Origin of the sequence: Novosphingobium sp. RL4 (assembly GCF_035658495.1) — a bacterium.
Lineage (GTDB): Bacteria > Pseudomonadota > Alphaproteobacteria > Sphingomonadales > Sphingomonadaceae > Novosphingobium.
This window is the reverse complement of the sequence record NZ_CP141944.1, coordinates 941,653-958,674: the sequence shown is the minus strand read 5'-3', so window position 1 is coordinate 958,674 and position 17,022 is coordinate 941,653. Positions and strand designations below refer to the sequence as shown.

23 protein-coding genes are annotated in these 17,022 nt (G+C 66.4%); 3 read left to right on the top strand and 20 right to left on the bottom strand.

Annotated elements, in window-relative coordinates; translation table 11 throughout:
- Position 1 precedes the first annotated feature (1 nt).
- Positions 2 to 1,060: a pyrimidine utilization protein A gene (rutA, locus tag U9J33_RS04730; protein WP_324698214.1), complete on the top strand. Its 1,059-nt coding sequence runs from the start codon at positions 2 to 4 to the stop codon at positions 1,058 to 1,060.
- Between the two features lie 74 nt (positions 1,061 to 1,134).
- On the opposite strand, the gene U9J33_RS04725 is transcribed toward rutA, so the two are convergent.
- The 6 genes from U9J33_RS04725 to hemF form a co-directional block, all read right to left on the bottom strand.
- Positions 1,135 to 1,494 (bottom strand): hypothetical protein, encoded by a 360-nt coding sequence (locus U9J33_RS04725; RefSeq protein WP_054436456.1) that lies wholly within the window; start codon positions 1,492 to 1,494, stop codon positions 1,135 to 1,137.
- A 209-nt stretch (positions 1,495 to 1,703) separates the two neighbouring features.
- On the bottom strand, positions 1,704 to 2,489 hold the full coding sequence (locus tag U9J33_RS04720) for an SDR family NAD(P)-dependent oxidoreductase (RefSeq protein ID WP_132469908.1): 786 nt from the start codon (positions 2,487 to 2,489) through the stop codon (positions 1,704 to 1,706).
- Between the two features lie 108 nt (positions 2,490 to 2,597).
- Positions 2,598 to 2,993, bottom strand: a complete 396-nt coding sequence (locus tag U9J33_RS04715) for a hypothetical protein (protein ID WP_324698211.1) — start codon at positions 2,991 to 2,993, stop codon at positions 2,598 to 2,600.
- 62 nt (positions 2,994 to 3,055) lie between these two features.
- Entirely contained in the window at positions 3,056 to 3,394 is a 339-nt protein-coding gene (locus U9J33_RS04710) for a hypothetical protein (protein ID WP_054436458.1), read from the bottom strand.
- Between the two features lie 70 nt (positions 3,395 to 3,464).
- On the bottom strand, positions 3,465 to 4,586 hold the full coding sequence (add, locus tag U9J33_RS04705; RefSeq protein ID WP_324698208.1) for an adenosine deaminase: 1,122 nt from the start codon (positions 4,584 to 4,586) through the stop codon (positions 3,465 to 3,467).
- Between the two features lie 137 nt (positions 4,587 to 4,723).
- Complete coding sequence (gene hemF / locus U9J33_RS04700) at positions 4,724 to 5,590, bottom strand: oxygen-dependent coproporphyrinogen oxidase (RefSeq protein ID WP_324698206.1); 867 nt, start codon at positions 5,588 to 5,590, stop codon at positions 4,724 to 4,726.
- Between the two features lie 60 nt (positions 5,591 to 5,650).
- Here hemF and pdeM point away from each other — a divergent pair, with 60 nt between their 5' ends.
- Together pdeM and infC are read left to right on the top strand one after the other, a co-directional pair.
- Positions 5,651 to 6,355: a ligase-associated DNA damage response endonuclease PdeM gene (gene pdeM / locus U9J33_RS04695; protein ID WP_185997993.1), complete on the top strand. Its 705-nt coding sequence runs from the start codon at positions 5,651 to 5,653 to the stop codon at positions 6,353 to 6,355.
- A 162-nt stretch (positions 6,356 to 6,517) separates the two neighbouring features.
- The gene (gene infC, locus U9J33_RS04690) at positions 6,518 to 7,039 is read left to right on the top strand and encodes a translation initiation factor IF-3 (RefSeq protein ID WP_054436461.1); all 522 of its coding nucleotides are present in this window, start codon (positions 6,518 to 6,520) and stop codon (positions 7,037 to 7,039) included.
- Between the two features lie 139 nt (positions 7,040 to 7,178).
- On the opposite strand, the gene U9J33_RS04685 is transcribed toward infC, so the two are convergent.
- The 14 genes from U9J33_RS04685 to hisA all read right to left on the bottom strand — a co-directional run bounded on the left by U9J33_RS04685 (position 7,179) and on the right by hisA (position 17,020).
- Positions 7,179 to 8,477 (bottom strand): chloride channel protein, encoded by a 1,299-nt coding sequence (locus U9J33_RS04685; RefSeq protein ID WP_324698203.1) that lies wholly within the window; start codon positions 8,475 to 8,477, stop codon positions 7,179 to 7,181.
- Positions 8,478 to 8,636: 159 nt separating this feature from the next.
- A complete protein-coding gene (locus U9J33_RS04680) occupies positions 8,637 to 9,170 on the bottom strand; it encodes a J domain-containing protein (protein ID WP_132469909.1) in 534 nt (177 codons plus the stop codon).
- Between the two features lie 120 nt (positions 9,171 to 9,290).
- A complete protein-coding gene (pal, locus tag U9J33_RS04675; protein WP_231635780.1) occupies positions 9,291 to 9,824 on the bottom strand; it encodes a peptidoglycan-associated lipoprotein Pal in 534 nt (177 codons plus the stop codon).
- Positions 9,825 to 9,960: 136 nt separating this feature from the next.
- Positions 9,961 to 11,379, bottom strand: coding sequence for a Tol-Pal system beta propeller repeat protein TolB (tolB, locus tag U9J33_RS04670; RefSeq protein WP_185997995.1), 1,419 nt, complete (start codon positions 11,377 to 11,379; stop codon positions 9,961 to 9,963).
- Positions 11,376 to 12,353: a hypothetical protein gene (locus U9J33_RS04665; RefSeq protein ID WP_324698200.1), complete on the bottom strand. Its 978-nt coding sequence runs from the start codon at positions 12,351 to 12,353 to the stop codon at positions 11,376 to 11,378. Before U9J33_RS04665 ends, tolB begins: the two co-directional genes overlap by 4 nt.
- Before the next feature lie 14 nt (positions 12,354 to 12,367).
- Positions 12,368 to 12,826: an ExbD/TolR family protein gene (locus tag U9J33_RS04660; RefSeq protein ID WP_054436464.1), complete on the bottom strand. Its 459-nt coding sequence runs from the start codon at positions 12,824 to 12,826 to the stop codon at positions 12,368 to 12,370.
- On the bottom strand, positions 12,826 to 13,536 hold the full coding sequence (gene tolQ / locus U9J33_RS04655; protein ID WP_132469911.1) for a protein TolQ: 711 nt from the start codon (positions 13,534 to 13,536) through the stop codon (positions 12,826 to 12,828). Before tolQ ends, U9J33_RS04660 begins: the two co-directional genes overlap by 1 nt.
- Complete coding sequence (locus U9J33_RS04650) at positions 13,533 to 13,997, bottom strand: YbgC/FadM family acyl-CoA thioesterase (RefSeq protein WP_185997997.1); 465 nt, start codon at positions 13,995 to 13,997, stop codon at positions 13,533 to 13,535. The genes tolQ and U9J33_RS04650 overlap by 4 nt, the downstream gene beginning before the upstream one ends.
- 144 nt (positions 13,998 to 14,141) lie before the next feature.
- On the bottom strand, positions 14,142 to 14,519 hold the full coding sequence (locus tag U9J33_RS04645) for a histidine triad nucleotide-binding protein (protein ID WP_054436465.1): 378 nt from the start codon (positions 14,517 to 14,519) through the stop codon (positions 14,142 to 14,144).
- A 41-nt stretch (positions 14,520 to 14,560) separates the two neighbouring features.
- Positions 14,561 to 14,887 (bottom strand): phosphoribosyl-ATP diphosphatase, encoded by a 327-nt coding sequence (locus U9J33_RS04640; protein ID WP_324698195.1) that lies wholly within the window; start codon positions 14,885 to 14,887, stop codon positions 14,561 to 14,563.
- Between the two features lie 55 nt (positions 14,888 to 14,942).
- Positions 14,943 to 15,113 carry a PEP-CTERM sorting domain-containing protein gene (locus U9J33_RS04635; protein ID WP_292637113.1) on the bottom strand — a complete coding sequence of 57 codons (171 nt, stop codon included), beginning with the start codon at positions 15,111 to 15,113 and terminating at the stop codon, positions 14,943 to 14,945.
- Between the two features lie 170 nt (positions 15,114 to 15,283).
- A complete protein-coding gene (gene hisF / locus U9J33_RS04630) occupies positions 15,284 to 16,045 on the bottom strand; it encodes an imidazole glycerol phosphate synthase subunit HisF (protein WP_132469913.1) in 762 nt (253 codons plus the stop codon).
- 4 nt (positions 16,046 to 16,049) lie between these two features.
- The gene (locus U9J33_RS04625) at positions 16,050 to 16,295 is read right to left on the bottom strand and encodes a hypothetical protein (protein WP_054436467.1); all 246 of its coding nucleotides are present in this window, start codon (positions 16,293 to 16,295) and stop codon (positions 16,050 to 16,052) included.
- Positions 16,292 to 17,020: a 1-(5-phosphoribosyl)-5-[(5-phosphoribosylamino)methylideneamino]imidazole-4-carboxamide isomerase gene (gene hisA / locus U9J33_RS04620; protein ID WP_054436468.1), complete on the bottom strand. Its 729-nt coding sequence runs from the start codon at positions 17,018 to 17,020 to the stop codon at positions 16,292 to 16,294. Before hisA ends, U9J33_RS04625 begins: the two co-directional genes overlap by 4 nt.
- Positions 17,021 to 17,022: the final 2 nt, after the last annotated feature.

The following is a 17,022-nucleotide window of genomic DNA, read 5'->3' as shown; positions in this document are numbered from 1 at the left end:
CATGCAGGTCGGCGTTTTCGTTCCCATCAACAACAACGGCTGGCTGATCAGCGAGAACGCGCCGCAATACAAACCCAGCTTCGATCTCAACAAGCAGATTGCGCAAAGCGCCGAGAAGCACGGGCTGGATTTCCTGCTCTCGATGATCAAGCTGCGCGGCTTCGGCGGCAAGACCGAGTTCTGGGAATATGGCCTGGAAAGCTTCACCCTGATGGCCGGGCTCGCCGCCGTGACCGAGAAGATCAGGATCTTCGCCACCTGCCCCACGCTCATCATCCCGCCGGCCTTCGCCGCGCGCATGTGCAACACGATCGACAGCATCAGCCACGGCCGCTTCGGGCTCAACCTCATCACCGGCTGGCAGCCCCCGGAATATACCCAGATGGGGCTCTGGCCGGGCGAGGAGCACTTCCGCAACCGCTACGAAGTGCTGGGCGAATATGCGCAGGTCCTGCGCGAACTCTGGGAAACCGGCCGCTCCGACTTCAAGGGCAAGTACTACCAGATGGAAGATTGCCTCGTCCGCCCCCAGCCTGAGGCGGAGATGAAGATCATCTGCGCGGGCTCGTCCGATGCGGGGCTGGCCTTCTCGGCGAAGTGGGCGGACTATGCCTTCTGCCTCGGCAAGGGGGTGAACACGCCTACCGCCTTCGTCTTCAACAACGAACGCCTCGCGAAATTCACGGCAGAGAGCGGACGCGCAGTCTCGGTCTTCGTCCTCGTCATGGTGATCGCCGCCGAAACCGACGAAGAGGCCATGGCCAAGTGGAAGAGCTACAACGACGGCGTCGACCTTGAAGCCATCGCCTGGCTGGCGGATCAGGGCGCGAAGGACACCGTGAACACCGACACCAACGTCCGCCAGCTCGCGGCACCCGAAGGCGCGGTGAACATCAACATGGGCACGCTGGTCGGCAGCTACGAAAGCGTGGCGCGGATGCTGGACGAAATGGCGCAAGTGCCCAACACCGGCGGCGTCCTCCTCACTTTCGACGACTTCATCGAAGGCGTGGAAGCCTTCGGCACCCGCATCCAGCCGCTGATGGAAAGCCGCCGCTGACAGTGGGAAAGCCCATCATGCCGAGGCTGTCGCGATTGGTCTGCGTCTATCCCGGAAGACATCCGCAAGGACGGCTAATACTTGAACCCCGTAATGACGCCGTCGCGGGTATCGCACTTGATGGTCTTCTGCGTGGTCTTGATCTTGCCGTCCTTCTCGCGGGTCGTCACATCGACCTCGGCCCGGAGCGAGGCGCGGCCGTCGCTCTTCTTGTCGGTGTCCTCGACCTTGCGGATGGCGACGTCCACCGCGCCCTGCTTTTCCCCGCGCGCCTTGGCTTCGGCCATGCAGACCTCCACGACCTTGTCGCGGGCATCGGCCCCGGACGACACCGCAGGCGGCGCCGGGTCCTGGCTCCACGCCTTGGGGATCACCGCAAAGACCAGCAGCAGGAAAGTGGCGCCGGTGAAGATTTTCCACGATTGATCCTGCATGATACAGCTCCCGTCATGCTGCCGAAGCGACAACACTCGCAAGGCTGGATCATGCACCGTGCAGTCCGGGAGCCCCATCGGGACAAATACCGAGACGCGGCTGGAAGATTCCCGTGGTGGGCCCCTGAGGTTGGCCCCCCATGGCCGGCGCCCATAGTCTGCAAGGGCAGGACGCGGCTTGAACCGCGCCCTGCACCGGTCTTCATGGATCAGGCGATAGTCGGCAGGATCCCGCCCTCTGCCCGGATCGCCGCGCCGTTGGTCACGGCGGCGAGCGGGCTGGCGAGGAATGCGGTCATCGCCGCCACTTCGTCCGCCTCGATCAGGCGGCGGATCAGCGAGAGCGGACGCAGCCGGGAGAAGAACTCCTCCTCGCGCTCGGCTTCGGAGGCGTCCTTGTTCTCCACCACCGAGCGGATGAACTCGACGATGCCTTCCGAACGCGTCGGCCCCGGCAGCACGCTGTTGACGGTGACTTTCGTGCCGCGCGTGGCGTCGGCCATGCCGCGCGCGACGGCAAGCTGCGCGGTCTTGGTCATGCCGTAGTGAACCATCTCGCCCGGCGTCATCAGCCCGCTTTCGCTGGAGATGAAGATCACGCGGCCCCAGTCACGCTCCAGCATTCCCGGGAAATAGTGGCGCGAAAGACGGATGCCGCTGAGGACATTGACCTCGAAGAAGTTCAGCCATTCCGCGTCGGTGATCTCGACGAAGGGCCGCGCCTCGTAGATGCCGAGGTTGTTGACGAGGATATCGACCTCGGGAACCGCCGCGATCAGCGCCTGCGCACCTTCGGCAGTGGCGGGATCGGCGAGCACCGGGCGCACCTTGCCAAGGCGGCCGACAACCTCGGCAGCCGCATCGAGCTTGGCCTGGTTGCGGCCGGTAACCACGACTTCGGCCCCTTCGTCCGCCAGCCGGGCGGCAATGGCAAGGCCGATGCCGGCGGTCGATCCGGTGACGAGAGCGGTCTTGCCGGCGATCTTGAGGTCCATGGGAAATCCTTCCTGATAATTGCGTTCGGCGGAAAGATAGGCGCGGCGGCTACGGTCGATTAGGAGGCTGCGGGGCGTTTCAGCTTTGCGCCCGGCGCACAGGTGGCGTCAGGCCTCCGCGCCGCGGTGATAGCTTTGCGCGGCATCCGCGTCCTGCACGTCATAGACGAACCAGGCGGCCGATCCATGGTCGTAGACCTGCACGAGCCCGTCGGCCACTTGCGCCTCGTAGAACTGCGAGGATCCCCGGTCGAACCCGCGCACTTTCGCGCCTTCGACCTCGAACGAGATGAAAGCGCCATCTGCGGCATCGCGGATTTCAGGAAGGGTGCCGCCGAACTTCGCGCCGCGATCGCCGTCGAACCCCTGCAACTGGTCGCCGCGGGATTCGGCGGCGATCCGCCGATCGCGTCCGGCCGAGTGATCGTAAAGGCCCCCCACCTTCTTTCCGGTAAGGAAGGCAAAGGCGGCGGCGGCGATCATCGCGCGAGTGTGTTCCTGCATGGCTTCATCTGGCACCCTGACGGCGGCGAGATCAAGCCATGTTTGCAGGATCGGCTACCGGGTCAGCGGCGCTTCTTGGTGATGGTCGCGGTGAAGTCCGGGTCCTTGTTCGCCACCCAGTCCACGAACTTGCGCACGCTGGGATTGTCCAGCAGCCCCTGCACGTCCATCCCGTGGCGCTGAAGCTCGGAATTGGTGAAGTTGGCGATCAGCGTCTGCTGGCAAATCGAGTGCATCGGCACGACATCGCGCCCGCCACGGCTCTTGGGAACCGGGTGGTGCCAGACGATGGTCTTGCCGGTGGGGCGGCCGCAGAGCCAGCATGGCACCGGCGGCGGCGCTTCCTCTTCCTCGTCCTGCACGTCGTCGTAAGGGCCGTGTTTCGAATATTTGCGGGCCATGCCTCTACCTGAACTGTCTGAGCTTTCGCGCGCCACCTACAGCGATGTGCCCGGCATTGCCACAACCGCGTCAGGCAGCGCCCCATTCCCGCGCGAAATCGCCGAGCCGGGCCTGGAACCGCGCGCGGCGCTCCGGCGCGATCCACGCGGTGTCGAAGGCATTGCGTTCTATCCGGACGAGTTCCGCTTTGGTCAGGTTGCTGCGCGCCTGTGCCTTTACCAGCACTTCGTTCACGTATTCGCTGCCCATGTAGGCCGGATCGTCAGAGTTGATCGTGACTTTCAGGCCCTGGTCCAGCATGCCGCGCACCACGTCCACCGGCTTGCCCGCCACCATGATCTGGCCCGAGAAGGTCGGGCAGACCGTGAAGGTCACGTCCCGCTTCCTGGCGATGGCCATGAGTTCGGGCGATTGCAGGATGTTGCCGCCATGATCGATCCGGTCGACCGCGAGATCGACCAGCGCCTCGCGGATGTGGTCCAGCGTGTCCTTCTGGTTGACGTCGCAATGGGCCGTGACATGGAGCCCCGCCGCGCGTGCCTTGGCGAAATGGGCCGCGAACTTGCCCGGCGGATTATCCTTCTCGTCGGAATCGAGGCCGACGCCGACCAGACTGTCCCGGTAAGGCAGCGCCGCATCGAGCGCCTTCATCGCATTGTCCGCCGTCAGGTCGCGCATGAAGCAGAGGATGAGCTGGGATTCGATGCCGAGCTTCGCCTGCGCATCGGCCCGCGCCCGAGTGATCCCGCCGATCACGGCCTCTACGGGGATGCCCCGGTCGATATGCTGCTGGGGATCGAAGAACATCTCGGCATAGAGCACGTTCTGCGAATGGGCCTTGGCCAGATAGGCGTAAGCGAGGTCGTAGAAATCCTGATCCTTCAGCAGGACGTTCATGCCGTCATAGTAGATCGCCAGGAAGCTCGGCAGGTCGTGATAGACATAGCTGCGCTTCATCGCCGCGACATCGGCATAGGGCAGCTTCAAGCCGTTGCGCTGCGCCAGCGCGAACTTCATCTCCGCTTCCAGCGTGCCTTCGAGATGGACGTGATATTCCGCCTTGGGCATCGCGGCGATGAAGGCGGCCATGTCCTGCGCAGGCGGCGCGGCCAGCGCGCGCGCCGCGCCCGATCCGTAAAACGCGGGCGCGCAGAGGGCCGCCTGCACGAGGGTACGTCTGCTCAGGTTCATGCCATACTCGCGGGAGCTGTCCCGGCCGGATCGGCCGGAGAAGGAAGCCCTTCTATCCGCGAGCGAATTGCCCCCTGTCCATCGACGAAAACCTCACGCCCCGTTCCAGAAAAGCGCGCTCGATCTTCCGGCCCGCTTCAACTCCAGCTCGCCTCGGGCGGCAGGCTCATCAGGATCGCGTCGATATTGCCGCCGGTCTTGAGCCCGAACAGGGTGCCCCGGTCGTAGACGAGGTTGAATTCGGCATAGCGGCCGCGCCATTCGAGCTGGCGCACCTTGTCGGCTGGCGTGAACGCCATGCCCATGCGCCGCCGCACAAGGCGCGGGAACACCGCGAGGAACGCCTCGCCCACCGCGCGGGTATAGGCGAAGTTCGCCTCCCATGCCGCTTCGTCCGCGCATTCGAGGTGATCGTAGAAGATGCCGCCGACGCCGCGATGGACCTTGCGGTGCGGGATGTAGAAATATTCGTCCGCCCACGCCTTGTAGCGGTCGTAATAGTCCACTCCGTGCGCGTCGCAGGCGGCCTTGAGCTCGGCGTGGAACTCGGCCGTGTCCTCGTCGTAGGGCAGCGGCGGATTGAGGTCGGCGCCGCCGCCGAACCACGCCCTGGTGGTCGTCAGGAAGCGGGTGTTCATGTGCACCGCGGGAACATGCGGATTGGCCATGTGCGCAACCAGGCTGATGCCGGTGGCGGAAAAGGCGTTCTGTTCGGCAGACGCGCCGTTGATGGTTCCCGCGAAATCCTTCGCCAGCGAGCCGACGACGGTGGAGACGTTGACGCCCACCTTCTCGAAGACCCTGCCCTTCATCAGGCCGCGCGTGCCGCCGCCGGTCTCCCCGGCTTCGCCGCCTTCCACCGCCGCGCGCTGCCACGGGGTATAGCCGAAGGACGCCGGCGAGCCCGCCTCGCGCTCAATCGCCTCGAACTCGGCGCAGATCCGGTCGCGCAGGGTTTCGAACCAGTCACGGGCACGTTCGGTTTGGGCGGTCCAGTCGGTCATCGCATCTCCTCTTCAGCCGGGGCGCTTGCCAAATCGCGCGGCCTGCGGCAAGGGAAAGCCATGGTTCCCTTTTCGTTCTGCACGCAGGAATTGCGTCTGGTCCCCACGCCGGCGGGATTCGCGGCCGGACGCGGCGCGGCGCTCTACTGGCCGCGCGAACAGGCCCTGCTCGTTGCCGACCTGCACCTCGAAAAGGCCAGCTATTATGCCAGGGGCGGGCAGATGCTCCCCCCGTATGACAGCCGCGAAACGCTGGAGCGCCTTGCCCTTGCCGTGCGGCAGACAGGCGCCCGGCGGGTCTTTGCGCTTGGGGACAACTTTCATGACAGCAAGGGAACGGAGCGGCTCGAACCGCACGCCGCCGGGATGCTGTCGGCGCTGACCCGCGCGCTGGACTGGGTGTGGATCACCGGCAACCACGATCCGCACCTCGGCAGCGAAGCCGGCGGCACGCGGGTGGAGGAGATCGCCGTGGAAGGAATCATGCTGCGCCATGAAGCCCTGCCGGGAACCACCGAACCCGAGCTTTCCGGCCATTTCCACCCCCGTCTGGTGGTTCACGCAAGGGGCCGCCGCATCGCCCGCCCCTGCGTGGTGCATAGCGGCAACCGCCTGATCCTGCCCGCTTTCGGCGCGCTCACCGGCGGCATGGACGCGGCCGATCCGGCTATCCTGAAAGCGCTGCAACCGGCACGGGAAATAGACGCACTGGTGGCCGCGAAGGACCAGCTTCTGCGCTACCCCCTATGGCGATCCGCAGCCTGACACCCTATATTGCAGGTCGGCCGTTTCACACGGCCCGGGCGTCCTGTAGAATTTGCGTGAAATCGTGCTTTGCGTGCGGACGCGATTCGCATTAATGACCCCGCACTCGCCTAGCGACAGAAACGATTCAGGAGAACGCTTATAGCACCCCCACCCCGGCGCATGATGACGCCACCGGTCAAGAGCGGACCGCGCTACAATAACATGATCCAGTCGGACAAGGTCCGCGTGATCGACGAAAACGGCGAGAACATCGGCGTGATGTACACGCGCCAGGCGATCGAGCAGGCGGCCGAAGTCGGCCTTGACCTGGTCGAAGTCTCGCCCAACGCGGACCCGCCGGTGTGCAAGTTCCTGGATGTCGGCAAGTTCCGGTATGAGGCCCAGAAAAAGGCCAATGCCGCGCGCAAGACCCAGAAGACGCAGGAGATCAAGGAGATCAAGATGCGTCCGAACATCGACGATCACGACTATGACGTGAAGATGCGCAATATCCAGCGCTTCATCGGCGATGGCGACAAGGTGAAGGTGACCCTGCGTTTCCGCGGCCGTGAACTTTCGCACCAGCAGCTCGGCATGAACCTGCTGCGCCGCGTGCAGGAAGATGTCGCGGACGTCGCGAAGATCGAGGCTTATCCGCGCATGGAAGGCCGCCAGATGCTCATGGTGCTTTCGCCCAAGTAAGCATCGGCTTCAGGCATCGGCTTCGGCCGGTGCAAACCGCAAAGGGCGCGCCGCAAGGCGCGCCCTTTGTGTTTGTGCGGCCGTCATGCGGTGTGGACGGCCGCCCGCGAGACGGGCGGCGGCGCGGGGCGGTCCGCGATCAGGCGCCCTTTTGCAGGAAGCGCTGCGACAGCCCGTGGTAGAGCTTCTCCTTGCTCACGAGCTGTGCGGCAAAGTCTCCGATCAGCGCGGCGGCCAGCAAGGGCATCATCAGCCCGCGACTGGCCGTCGTCTCCGAGATGATGATGACCGCCGTCAACGGCGCGCGGACCACGCCGGTGAAATAGGCCACCATGCCCAGAAGCACGATCGCGCCGGGGGGATAGTCGGGAAAGATGCCGCGCAGCAGGTCACCGATCCCGGCGCCGATGGACAGCGACGGGGCGAAAATGCCGCCGGGAATGCCGGAAACCGCCGTCGCCAGAGTGGTCGCGAACTTCGCCGCGCCGAACCAGAGGGGCACGTCCTGACCGGCGATGATTCCATGGGCGGTATCGTACCCGGTCCCCCAGGTCAGCCCGGTCGAGACGCCAAGGACCGCGACGACGATACCGCAGCCCGCAGCGAACAGCACCGGACGCGCGCGCAGCCAGACCATCGGGCGCATCGCGCTCGTGCCCGAGGCCAGCATCAACCGCGAGAAACCGCCGCCCGCCATCCCGCCGAGGATTCCGGCAACCGGCGTCACGACAAGCGCCTGCTGGAACCCAAGGGTCTGCCGCATGGCGCCGAAGTAGATGTAATCGCCTGCGATGCCCAGGCTGACCATGCCGGCGATGAGCACTGCGGCCATGACCAGCAGCGTCATGCGCTGCTCGTAAGCGGCGGCCAGTTCCTCGATCGCAAAGGCGACGCCCGCCAGCGGCGTGTTGAACGCCGCCGCCACGCCGGCCGCTCCGCCCGCGATATAGACCGACGAACGCAGCGGCACCCGCAAGATGCGGTGCATGCGGCCCATGATGGCGGCGGCGATCTGGACGGTGGGCCCTTCGCGGCCGACCGAAGCGCCGACCAGCAGCCCGCCCACGGTCAGAAAGAACTTGGCGATGGCGGCCCGCGCGGAAACCAGCGTCGACATCGCCGCTTCGGGATTCTTCGTGGCCGCCATGACCTGCGGAATTCCCGAACCTCTGGCCAGCGGTGCGAAGCGCTGGGTCAGCCAGGCGATGGCGGCAAATCCGGCGGGCGTGGCCAGCAGCGGCGCCCACCACCAGTCCCGCGCGAGGATATGGAACAGCGCATTCGCCCGGTCGGCCATTTCGGCGAACACCAGGGCCACCAGCCCGACCAGCACGGCGCCGCCGACGATCGCCACCCTTCTCCGCCAGACCAGCGCTTCGGGACCGTGGCGGCGCAGGACGACGCGGACACGGCGAGGCAACAGGCGGCTGGATATCATCACGACTCTCGGTGGACGACCTGGGGCGCGGTCGGGGGGTGGCAGCTTCTTGGAGCCGTTCTCCGGGCATGTCCACCCGCGCGGCTGCCATGGCCGCAATATCGCATCGATCCGCGAAACAGCCGCCGCGCCCCGGTCAATCCGGGCGGGCGGCGCCCGTCATCCCTTCCACTCGCGGCGTTCTTCCGCCGCGCGCAGGACTTCGTAGGCAAGCTGATAGGTCTGGAACGCCTTGGCCGCCTCGGGATCGTTGGGGCGCACGTCGGGGTGGACTTCCTTGGCCTTGGCGCGCCAGGCCCTGCGCACGGCATCGAACTCGGCATCCGGGTCGAGACCCAGCGCTTCGAGCGCGCGCAGTTCGTCGCCGCTGCGCGAACCGTCGCCCGAACCGGCCCAGCCGTAGTGCGAGGATTCCTTGTAGCCCGATGTCTGCGCCTGCTCGTCCTGCTCGCGCCGGGCGGCTTCTTCGGCGTCGAGACCGGCGAAATAGTCCCACCCGGCGTTGTATTCGGCGGCATGCTTCTGGCAGAAGTACCAGCGGTCGGGGCTGTTGGGGCTCTTGGGCGCGGGGCAGTTGCCCGGATCGGTGCAGCCGTGGCGATCGCACAGGCGCACCTGGGCAGCCTCGTGCGAGCTGCCATAGCCGCGCCAGCGCGGGAAACCCCAGTCCTGTGATCGACCTGCGCGACTCATTCGAACGCCGATACCTGCCGACTCGAAGCCAATGCAAGTGCGTATGGCTTGCCCCGCATGCAAAAAAGCCCGGCTCGCTGACGCGAACCGGGCCGATTTGCTGCGCCGGAGCGCGCCCGATCAGTCGATCGTGACGGTAACCGCGCGGCGGTTCTGCGCCCACGACGCTTCGTCCGAACCGAGCGCGATCGGGCGCTCCTTGCCGTAGCTCACGGTATTCAGGCGCGAGGCATCGACGCCCAGACTGATGAGGTAGTTCTTGGCCGCATTGGCGCGGCGCTCACCCAGCGCGAGGTTGTATTCGCGGGTGCCGCGTTCGTCGGCATGGCCTTCGATGGTGGCGCGCTTGTTGGGGTACTGAAGCAGCCACTGGGCCTGCTTCGAAAGCGCTGCCTGGTCGGCCGAATCGATGGTGTCCTCGTTCAGCTGGAAATAGATGGTGTCCGAACCCATCATGCGGGCGAGGAAGTCCGCCTGGCTGCCGGCCTGCGGGCCGCTCGGTTGGGTGGGGCCAGTGGTGGTGGTTGCCGGGCCCGGCTCGGGCGGCAGTTCCTTCGGCGCCTTCGATGCGCACGCCGACATGGCGAGCGCGCCGGCGAGGAGGAGCATTGTCGATCCGGTCTTCACATGGCGGGGGGACATGAGGGCAGGCATGAGGCAATCTCCTAAAGTGCGCAGCCAATTATGAATGGCCTGCGATTGTTGAAGTTCCGTATAATTTCAAATGCTGTCAACCTGAACGAACGCCCCTTTTCAGGGACGTTCCTTCAGGCTGCAATAATCGCTGGCCTCAGGGGCGAACGGGGCCCCAGGCCGGGTCCGAGGCGCCCACCGGGGTCGGCAGCCTGCGCTCGTTGCGGCCGGTAAGATCGACCTGCCAGATCGACGCCGTTCCCGCCGTCTTGGCGGTGCGGAAGAACTGGATGATGCGGCCGTTCGGAGACCAGGTGGGCGCTTCGTCCTGCCACGAATCCGTGAGGTGGCGCATGCCGCCGCCGTTCGGGTTCATCACCGCGATGCGCAAGTTTCCGGCAACGTGCGTGAAGGCGATCTGGTCTCCGCGCGGACTCCATTCGGGCGTTGCGGAGCGGCCGCCGAAGAAGCTGATGCGGCGCTGGTTCGAACCGTCCGCGTTCATCACGTAGATCTGCTGGTTGCCCGAGCGGTCGCTTTCGAACACGATCTGGTTGCCGTCAGGCGAGTAGGACCCGCCGATCGAGATGCCCGGCGTGTTGGTCAGGCGCTGCGGGGTGCCGCCGCCGGCCGAGGAGATGCGGTAGATGTCGGTGTTGCCGCCCGAGGCCATCGAGTAGAGCACCCACTTGCCGTCCGGCGACCAGCGCGGCGCCATCGTCGGGTTGCCGGTGCGCGCGATCAGCTTCTGGGTGTTGCTGGCCAGATCGTAGACATAGATGCTCGGCTGTCCGTTGAGATAGGACAGGTAGAGGATCTTCGAATAGTCCGGCGAATAGCGCGGGGTGAGCGCGGTCGACTGGCCGCTGGTTAGGTAGCGGTGGTTGGCGCCGTCCGAATCCATGATCGCCAGCCGCTTCATGCGGTGGTCCTTCGGACCGGTCTCGGCGATATAGGCGATCTTGGAATCGAAGAACGGGCTTTCGCCCGAGAGGCGCGAATAGACCATGTCGGCGCACTTGTGCGCGGCGCGGCGCCAGTCCCCGGCGCCCACCTTCCAGCCGCCTTTGGTGAGTTGCTGCTTCAGGGCGACATCGTAGAGATAGCAGCCGACGGTCAGGTCGCCGTCGGGATTGGCGCGCACGAAGCCCTGCACCAGCATGTCCGCGCTGCGGGCAGACCAGGTGGGGAAGTCGGGCGACTGGATCTGGCCGAAAGCGGGCTGCGGCAGACCGTCCGGGCCGGAGGGCTTGAACAGGCCGTTGTTCTTGAGATCGGCGGCGACCACTTGCGACAGCGCGCGGCCGAGCGCGGCGGTGGACCCGGCATTGGTGCGGGTCGGCACGTCGGCGTCCGTGGCGAACGTGGTGATGGCGATGCCGAGATCCTGCCACTCGTTCTCGTCGGAAACCGAGCCGGTCAGGCCGCCGTCATCGGGCTGCACACCCATGTCGGCCCCTGCGGGCGGTCCGGGAATGGCGACCGGCGTCGCATTCTGCGCGGCAAGCGGTGCGCCCGCCAGCGCGAAGACGAGAGCCAGCGGAAGCAGTCGTGTCGAAAAGGTCCGGTGGGTCATTGTGATAGCCTCTTGTCGAACTTGAACGACGATACGCGCTTCCACGCATCGAAGTATTCATCGGGAAGGTTGAACGGCGCCGCAAGCTGCACCGCGCGGATCGCCTGCTCCGCATGGCGGGCGGCCTGGTTGCGGTTGGTGTCGGTTATGCCGGTCTGGCGCACAACGGTCGGCTTGCCGGCAAGGCTGCCATCCTTGTTCAGCGTGAAGGCAAGGTAAGTCACCAGTTCCTCGGCGTCCGGTCCCTGCGGCGCCTGCCAGTGCGGCTTGAGCTGGCGGGTGATCGCACCGGACAGCGCAGACTTCACCTCGGGGCCAAGCGCCGCGGCCGGAGTGCCCTTGCCCTGCGTGGCCGTGGCGCCGGAAACGCCGGCGAGGAAGTCCGCTCCCACGCGGCTGCCGCCCGCCTTCTTGGGCGGGGTGGTGGCCTTGCTGTCCGCCGCGCCCGGCTTGCTGACAATCCGGTCGATAGCGCTGCCCTTGGACGGCGCCGACTTTGCAGGCGCAGGCTTTGCCGGCGCGGGTTTGGGCTTCGCGGGAGCGGGCGCAGGCTTGGGAGCCGGCTTCGGCGCGGGCTTCGGCCTCTCGGCCGGCTTTGGCGGCGCGGGCCTCGGAGCGGGCCTCGGAGCGGGTTGCGGCACCGGAGCAGGCTGCGGCTTCGGCGGTTGGGGCCGGGGCGGCAGCGGCGCGGGCTGGATCGGGGCGGGTTCCGGGGCAGGCGCCGGCTCGGGTGCCGGCGGCGGAGCGGCCTCGCCCAGTTCGGGCGCGATGTCGGGCGCGGCCTGGCTGTTCGGATCGGGCGAGGTCGAGGTGAGCCCCACTTCGTCGCTGATCGTCACTTCGATACGCTCGGGCGGCTTCACCACCTCGTTCTGCGCCGGACGCAGCATGATCACCGCCAGCACCCCGAGGTGCAGCGCGACCGCCACGGTGAGGCCCAGCCCCTCGTCCTTGCGCAATCCCAGCATTGCCATCGTGCCAGCCTAACTCAGCCGCCTGAACCGCTGCTGACACCCGTCACCAGCGAGATCGACGTGAACCCGGCGTGATTGAGTTCGCCCATGACGTCCATGACGCGGCCGTAGTCCAGCGCCTTGTCGGCGCGCAGCGTCACTTGCGGCTTGCGGCCGTCGGCGCCTGCGGGGACCGATGCAAGACGCTCTGCCAGTTCGCCCGGCGCCAGCGCCGCTTCCTCGTAGTAGACGGTGCCGTCGCGCTGGACCGTGATCGTGATCTGGTCCTGCTCCTCGCTCATCGCCTTGGCCCGGCTGTCAGGCAGCTCGATCGGCACCGCGGCCTTGAGCAGCGGCGCGGTGACCATGAAGATGATCAGCAGCACCAGCATGACGTCGACCAGCGGCGTCACGTTGATTTCGGCCATGGGGGTACGTCCCCCGCCGCTGCGCCGGCTACCTCGCCTGCCGCCGCCGGAAACGCCCATGCCCATCAGCGCTGCTCCAGCTCACGGGTGAGCGCGGAGTGCAGACGGTCGGCAAAGCGCTGGAGGCGCGATTCGAACAGGTTCACGCGGTGCGAGAAGCGGTTGTAGGCGATGACCGCCGGGATGGCCGCGAACAGGCCGATGGCCGTGGCGAACAGGGCTTCCGAAATGCCGGGAGCAACCACCGCGAGCGAGGAATTCTGCTGCTGGCCGATCTGGAAGAAGCTGTTCATGATGCCCCAGACGGTGCCGAACAGGCCCACGAACGGCGCGACCGAGCCCACCGTGGCCAGGAAGTTCAAACGGTTCGAGATGATGTCGCTTTCCTCGCCGACCGAAGAGGTCATGGCCAAGGCAATACGCTCGCGCGCGCCTTCGGGATCGAACTTGGGCATCGCGGCATTGCGGCGCCATTCGGCAAGACCGGCGCCCGCGACCTTGCCCATCGGCACGTCGCCGCGGCGGCGTTCCTTCTGGTAGGCCTCGAAGTTCTGGGCCTCCCAGAAGCCTTCCTCGTAATCCGCGCACTTGCGGTTGAGGCTGCCGATGCGCAGCATGAAGCTGATGATGATGGCCCAGACCCAGACGCTCGCCAGGATCAGCCCGGCCATGATCGCCTGCACGACGATATCGGCGTGCAGGAACAGCTTTACCGGGTTGAGGTGATCGGAATCGCTGCCGATGGTTACGGCGGCGGCGAGCATTTCAAACGTCATTCTTGTCCTTTCGGATGCTCACCCAGGAGCGAGGCGAAAGCATGTTGCCAGTCGGCGGGCTGTCTGCGCGGTCGTCCTTCAGGGCTGATGAACCCGACCTTTACCGTGGCCTCGGCAAGGCGGATTTCTCCGCGCCGGGCCACCTGGCGAAGGGTGCAGCTCACCCGGCCGACCTGCAGCGCATGGGTATCGATCACCACCCCGTCGCCCAGGCGCGCGGGCGAAAGGTAGCGGATGTTCACTTCCGCCACGGTGTAGAGCCCTTCCCCGGATTCCAGCGCGGCGCGCTGGTCGATGCCGAGAAGGTCGAGAAGGTCGGAACGGGCCCGTTCGAACCAGCGGATGTAGTTGGCGTGATAGACCACGCCGCCCGCGTCGGTGTCCTCGTAGAACACGCGAAGCGCATAGCGGTGGACCGGACCGTCGAGGACGCCGCTGGGAGGAAGAGGATCGCTGCTCATGCCGTCAGGTTGTGTAGCGGGCGAGGCCGGCAGTGCAATCCACTCGTCGCAGTTATCCCGCGCGTGCGGGCAAGCCGACGGTTAATTGCGTCGTAATCGTCGGACTTGTCGGAATTTCCGCAGCGCTGCCGCCGCCCCCGGCCGTTATTCCGCGATCATCTGGAAGAACTGGCGTCCGCCGAAGATGTGGACATGGAGATGCGGCACTTCCTGATGGCCGTTGGTGCCCATGTTCACCATCAGCCGATATCCCGGCCCGTCCATTTCGAGCTGGCGCGTCACGTTGCCCACCGCGCGCATGAAGCCCGCGATTTCCGCATCGCCGGCCTTGGCGGTGAAATCGTCCCACGAAACGTAGGGCGCCTTGGGGATCACCAGCACATGAATCGGCGCCTGCGGGCGGATGTCGTTGAAGGCCAGCGCGAATTCGTCCTCGTAGACCTTGCTGCACGGCAGTTCGCCGCGCAGGATCTTCGCGAAGATGTTGTTGTCGTCGTAAGGCAGCTTGGGGTCGATCGGCATCGGTTTCTCCCGAAAGATTTCGAATGCGGCCGGACTGGGCCTCAGTCCCTGGGACGAGCAGCCTTCTCGGCGATGCCCGAGACGCCTTCGCGGCGATCCAGTTCGGCCAGGACAGCGCTCAGCGGCACATCGCGGGCACCCAGCAGGACCATGAGGTGGAAGATCAGGTCCGAAGCCTCGCCGACCAGCGCCTTTTCATCCTCGGTCAGCGCGGCGATCACCGTTTCGGTGGCTTCCTCGCCGAGCTTCTGCGCGATCTTGCCCAGCCCTTTGGCATTGAGCCGGGCGACATAGCTGCTTTCGGGATCGGCGGCGCGGCGCGCGGCGATCGTCGCCTCCAGGCGCGCGAGGGTGTCGGAGCTGCTCATGTCATGCCCATGCGGCGCAAGGGCGATGGGGTCAAGACTTCGTGGCCCCGCCGCCTCAGTCGGAGCGCTTCGACGACAGCCTGCGGCCCACCGCCACGCCGATGACGCCCATCGCCAGCAGGAACAGCCCGCTCGGCTCGGGCAGGCTCGTGGCATCGGCCGCGAACGCGGGAACGGGTGCGAGGAATACCGCCAGCATGGCGGGCAGGTAGCGGTAGTGATGCACGACAGGCTCCTGCGGATGACTTGACTGAACCCTTGGACCCTTGGCGCGGGGCTGCAAGGGGCGATCGGGGCGTGTCCCGATCCGGGGCAATGAAACGGGTGGAAGTTTCGAGGAAAGGCGGCGGCGGGAAACTACATTCCGGCCGCCTGCGCCCGCCCCCCTGCGGATGCCTACCCCCGCGCCGGCAGGCCTGCCGAGCGCAGCGCCGCGTGGGCTTCCGCGATCGAGTGCTTGCCGAAGTGGAAGATCGAAGCCGCCAGCACCGCACTGGCCCTGCCTTCGGTCACGCCCGCCACGAGGTGGTCGAGATTGCCGACGCCGCCGCTGGCGATCACCGGCACCGAGACGCTCTCGGCGATGAGGCGGGTCAGTTCGAGGTCGTAGCCGTTCTGCGTGCCGTCTCCGTCCATCGAGGTGACGAGCAGTTCGCCCGCGCCGTAGTCGGCCAGTTTCACCGCATGTTCCAGCGCGTCGATCCCGGTGGCCTTGCGGCCGCCGTGCGTGAAGATCTCCCACTTGCCGGGCGCGACCTTGCGCGCATCGACCGAGGCGACGATGCATTGCGAACCGAACTTCTCGGCAATGTCGGCCACGACTTCGGGCCGCGAGACGGCGGCGGAATTGACCGCCACCTTGTCCGCCCCGGCCAGCAGCAGCGCACGGGCATCCTCGGCCGTGCGCACGCCGCCGCCGACGGTCAGCGGCATGAAGCAGACCTCTGCGGTGCGCTGCACGACGTCGAGCAGGGTGCCGCGCCCTTCGTGGCTGGCGGAAATGTCAAGGAAGCACAGCTCGTCCGCCCCGGCCGCGTCATAGGCGCGGGCCTGCTCCACCGGATCGCCGGCGTCGACCAGATCGACGAAGTTCACGCCTTTCACCACGCGCCCGTCACGAACGTCGAGGCAGGGGATGACGCGGATACGAACGGTCATGAGCTCACTCCTCGGGCTTCAGGAACAGCAGCACGCAGAACACCCCGACCATCAGGCATACCGCGAGGTTGAAGGCGGAGTAGGCCCAGAACTTGCGCGAATTTTCCGCCAGCGAGGTTTCCACTTTCGAGCGTGCCCGGCTGAACAGCATCAGGCGCGCCTTGCCCTTGCGAAAATCGCCCAGGGCCATGACCGCGCCCGGCACGAGGATGGCCAGCGCCAGACCCGCGACGAGGCGGTTCTCGTTCACGCCTTTTCAGCCATGGCGATCGCCGCCGCAAGGTCCAGCCGGCCGTCGTAAAGCGCGCGCCCGGTGATGACGCCCTCGATGCCGTCGTTCGCATGGAGCGAGAGCAGGCGGATGTCGTCCAGCCCCTTCACCCCGCCGCTGGCGATGACCGGCAGGTCGGTGCGGCGGGCAAGATCGACGGTGGCATCGATGTTCACGCCCTTGAGCAGCCCGTCGCGGCCGATATCGGTGAACAGCAGCGAGGCCACGCCCGCATCCTCGAACCGGCGGGCCATGTCGACGATCGAGACGTCGGAGACTTCGGCCCAGCCCTCGGTGGCGACCATGCCGTCGCGCGCATCCACGGCAACGACGATGCCGCCGGGATAGGCCTTCGCCATGTCCTTGACGAACTGCGGGTCCTTCAGCGCCGCCGTGCCCATGACCACGCGGCTGACGCCAAGGTCGAACCAGCCCGCCACCGCCTCGGGCGTGCGGATGCCGCCGCCAAGCTGGACGTGGCCGGGGAACACCTCGAGGATGGCTTCCACCGCTTCGCGGTTCTCGGCCCGACCCGCGAAGGAACCGTCGAGATCGACGACATGCAGGTGCTGCGAGCCCGCTTCGGCAAAGAGCATGGCCTGCGCGGCGGGATTGTCGCCATAGACGGTGGCGCGGTCCATATCGCCTTCGGCGAGACGCACGACCTGACCCTGCTTGAGGTCGATGGCGGGAAAAACGATCATGA

Excerpts from the sequence above, each read along its gene's own strand:
- U9J33_RS04685 (WP_324698203.1), bottom strand. The coding sequence starts at position 8,477 with ATGATATCCAGCCGCCTGTTGCCTCGCCGTGTCCGCGTCGTCCTGCGC.
- U9J33_RS04660 (WP_054436464.1), bottom strand. The coding sequence starts at position 12,826 with ATGGGCATGGGCGTTTCCGGCGGCGGCAGGCGAGGTAGCCGGCGCAGC.
- tolQ (WP_132469911.1), bottom strand. The coding sequence starts at position 13,536 with ATGACGTTTGAAATGCTCGCCGCCGCCGTAACCATCGGCAGCGATTCC.
- U9J33_RS04720 (WP_132469908.1), bottom strand. The coding sequence starts at position 2,489 with ATGGACCTCAAGATCGCCGGCAAGACCGCTCTCGTCACCGGATCGACC.
- U9J33_RS04650 (WP_185997997.1), bottom strand. The coding sequence starts at position 13,997 with ATGAGCAGCGATCCTCTTCCTCCCAGCGGCGTCCTCGACGGTCCGGTC.
- hisF (WP_132469913.1), bottom strand. The coding sequence starts at position 16,045 with ATGACCGTTCGTATCCGCGTCATCCCCTGCCTCGACGTTCGTGACGGG.
- rutA (WP_324698214.1), top strand. The coding sequence starts at position 2 with ATGCAGGTCGGCGTTTTCGTTCCCATCAACAACAACGGCTGGCTGATC.
- U9J33_RS04665 (WP_324698200.1), bottom strand. The coding sequence starts at position 12,353 with ATGGCAATGCTGGGATTGCGCAAGGACGAGGGGCTGGGCCTCACCGTG.
- U9J33_RS04645 (WP_054436465.1), bottom strand. The coding sequence starts at position 14,519 with ATGCCGATCGACCCCAAGCTGCCTTACGACGACAACAACATCTTCGCG.
- hisA (WP_054436468.1), bottom strand. The coding sequence starts at position 17,020 with ATGATCGTTTTTCCCGCCATCGACCTCAAGCAGGGTCAGGTCGTGCGT.
- U9J33_RS04725 (WP_054436456.1), bottom strand. The coding sequence starts at position 1,494 with ATGCAGGATCAATCGTGGAAAATCTTCACCGGCGCCACTTTCCTGCTG.
- pal (WP_231635780.1), bottom strand. The coding sequence starts at position 9,824 with ATGCCTGCCCTCATGTCCCCCCGCCATGTGAAGACCGGATCGACAATG.
- U9J33_RS04715 (WP_324698211.1), bottom strand. The coding sequence starts at position 2,993 with ATGCAGGAACACACTCGCGCGATGATCGCCGCCGCCGCCTTTGCCTTC.
- U9J33_RS04710 (WP_054436458.1), bottom strand. The coding sequence starts at position 3,394 with ATGGCCCGCAAATATTCGAAACACGGCCCTTACGACGACGTGCAGGAC.
- U9J33_RS04640 (WP_324698195.1), bottom strand. The coding sequence starts at position 14,887 with ATGAGCAGCTCCGACACCCTCGCGCGCCTGGAGGCGACGATCGCCGCG.
- tolB (WP_185997995.1), bottom strand. The coding sequence starts at position 11,379 with ATGACCCACCGGACCTTTTCGACACGACTGCTTCCGCTGGCTCTCGTC.
- infC (WP_054436461.1), top strand. The coding sequence starts at position 6,518 with ATGATGACGCCACCGGTCAAGAGCGGACCGCGCTACAATAACATGATC.
- pdeM (WP_185997993.1), top strand. The coding sequence starts at position 5,651 with ATGGTTCCCTTTTCGTTCTGCACGCAGGAATTGCGTCTGGTCCCCACG.
- hemF (WP_324698206.1), bottom strand. The coding sequence starts at position 5,590 with ATGACCGACTGGACCGCCCAAACCGAACGTGCCCGTGACTGGTTCGAA.
- add (WP_324698208.1), bottom strand. The coding sequence starts at position 4,586 with ATGAACCTGAGCAGACGTACCCTCGTGCAGGCGGCCCTCTGCGCGCCC.
- U9J33_RS04680 (WP_132469909.1), bottom strand. The coding sequence starts at position 9,170 with ATGAGTCGCGCAGGTCGATCACAGGACTGGGGTTTCCCGCGCTGGCGC.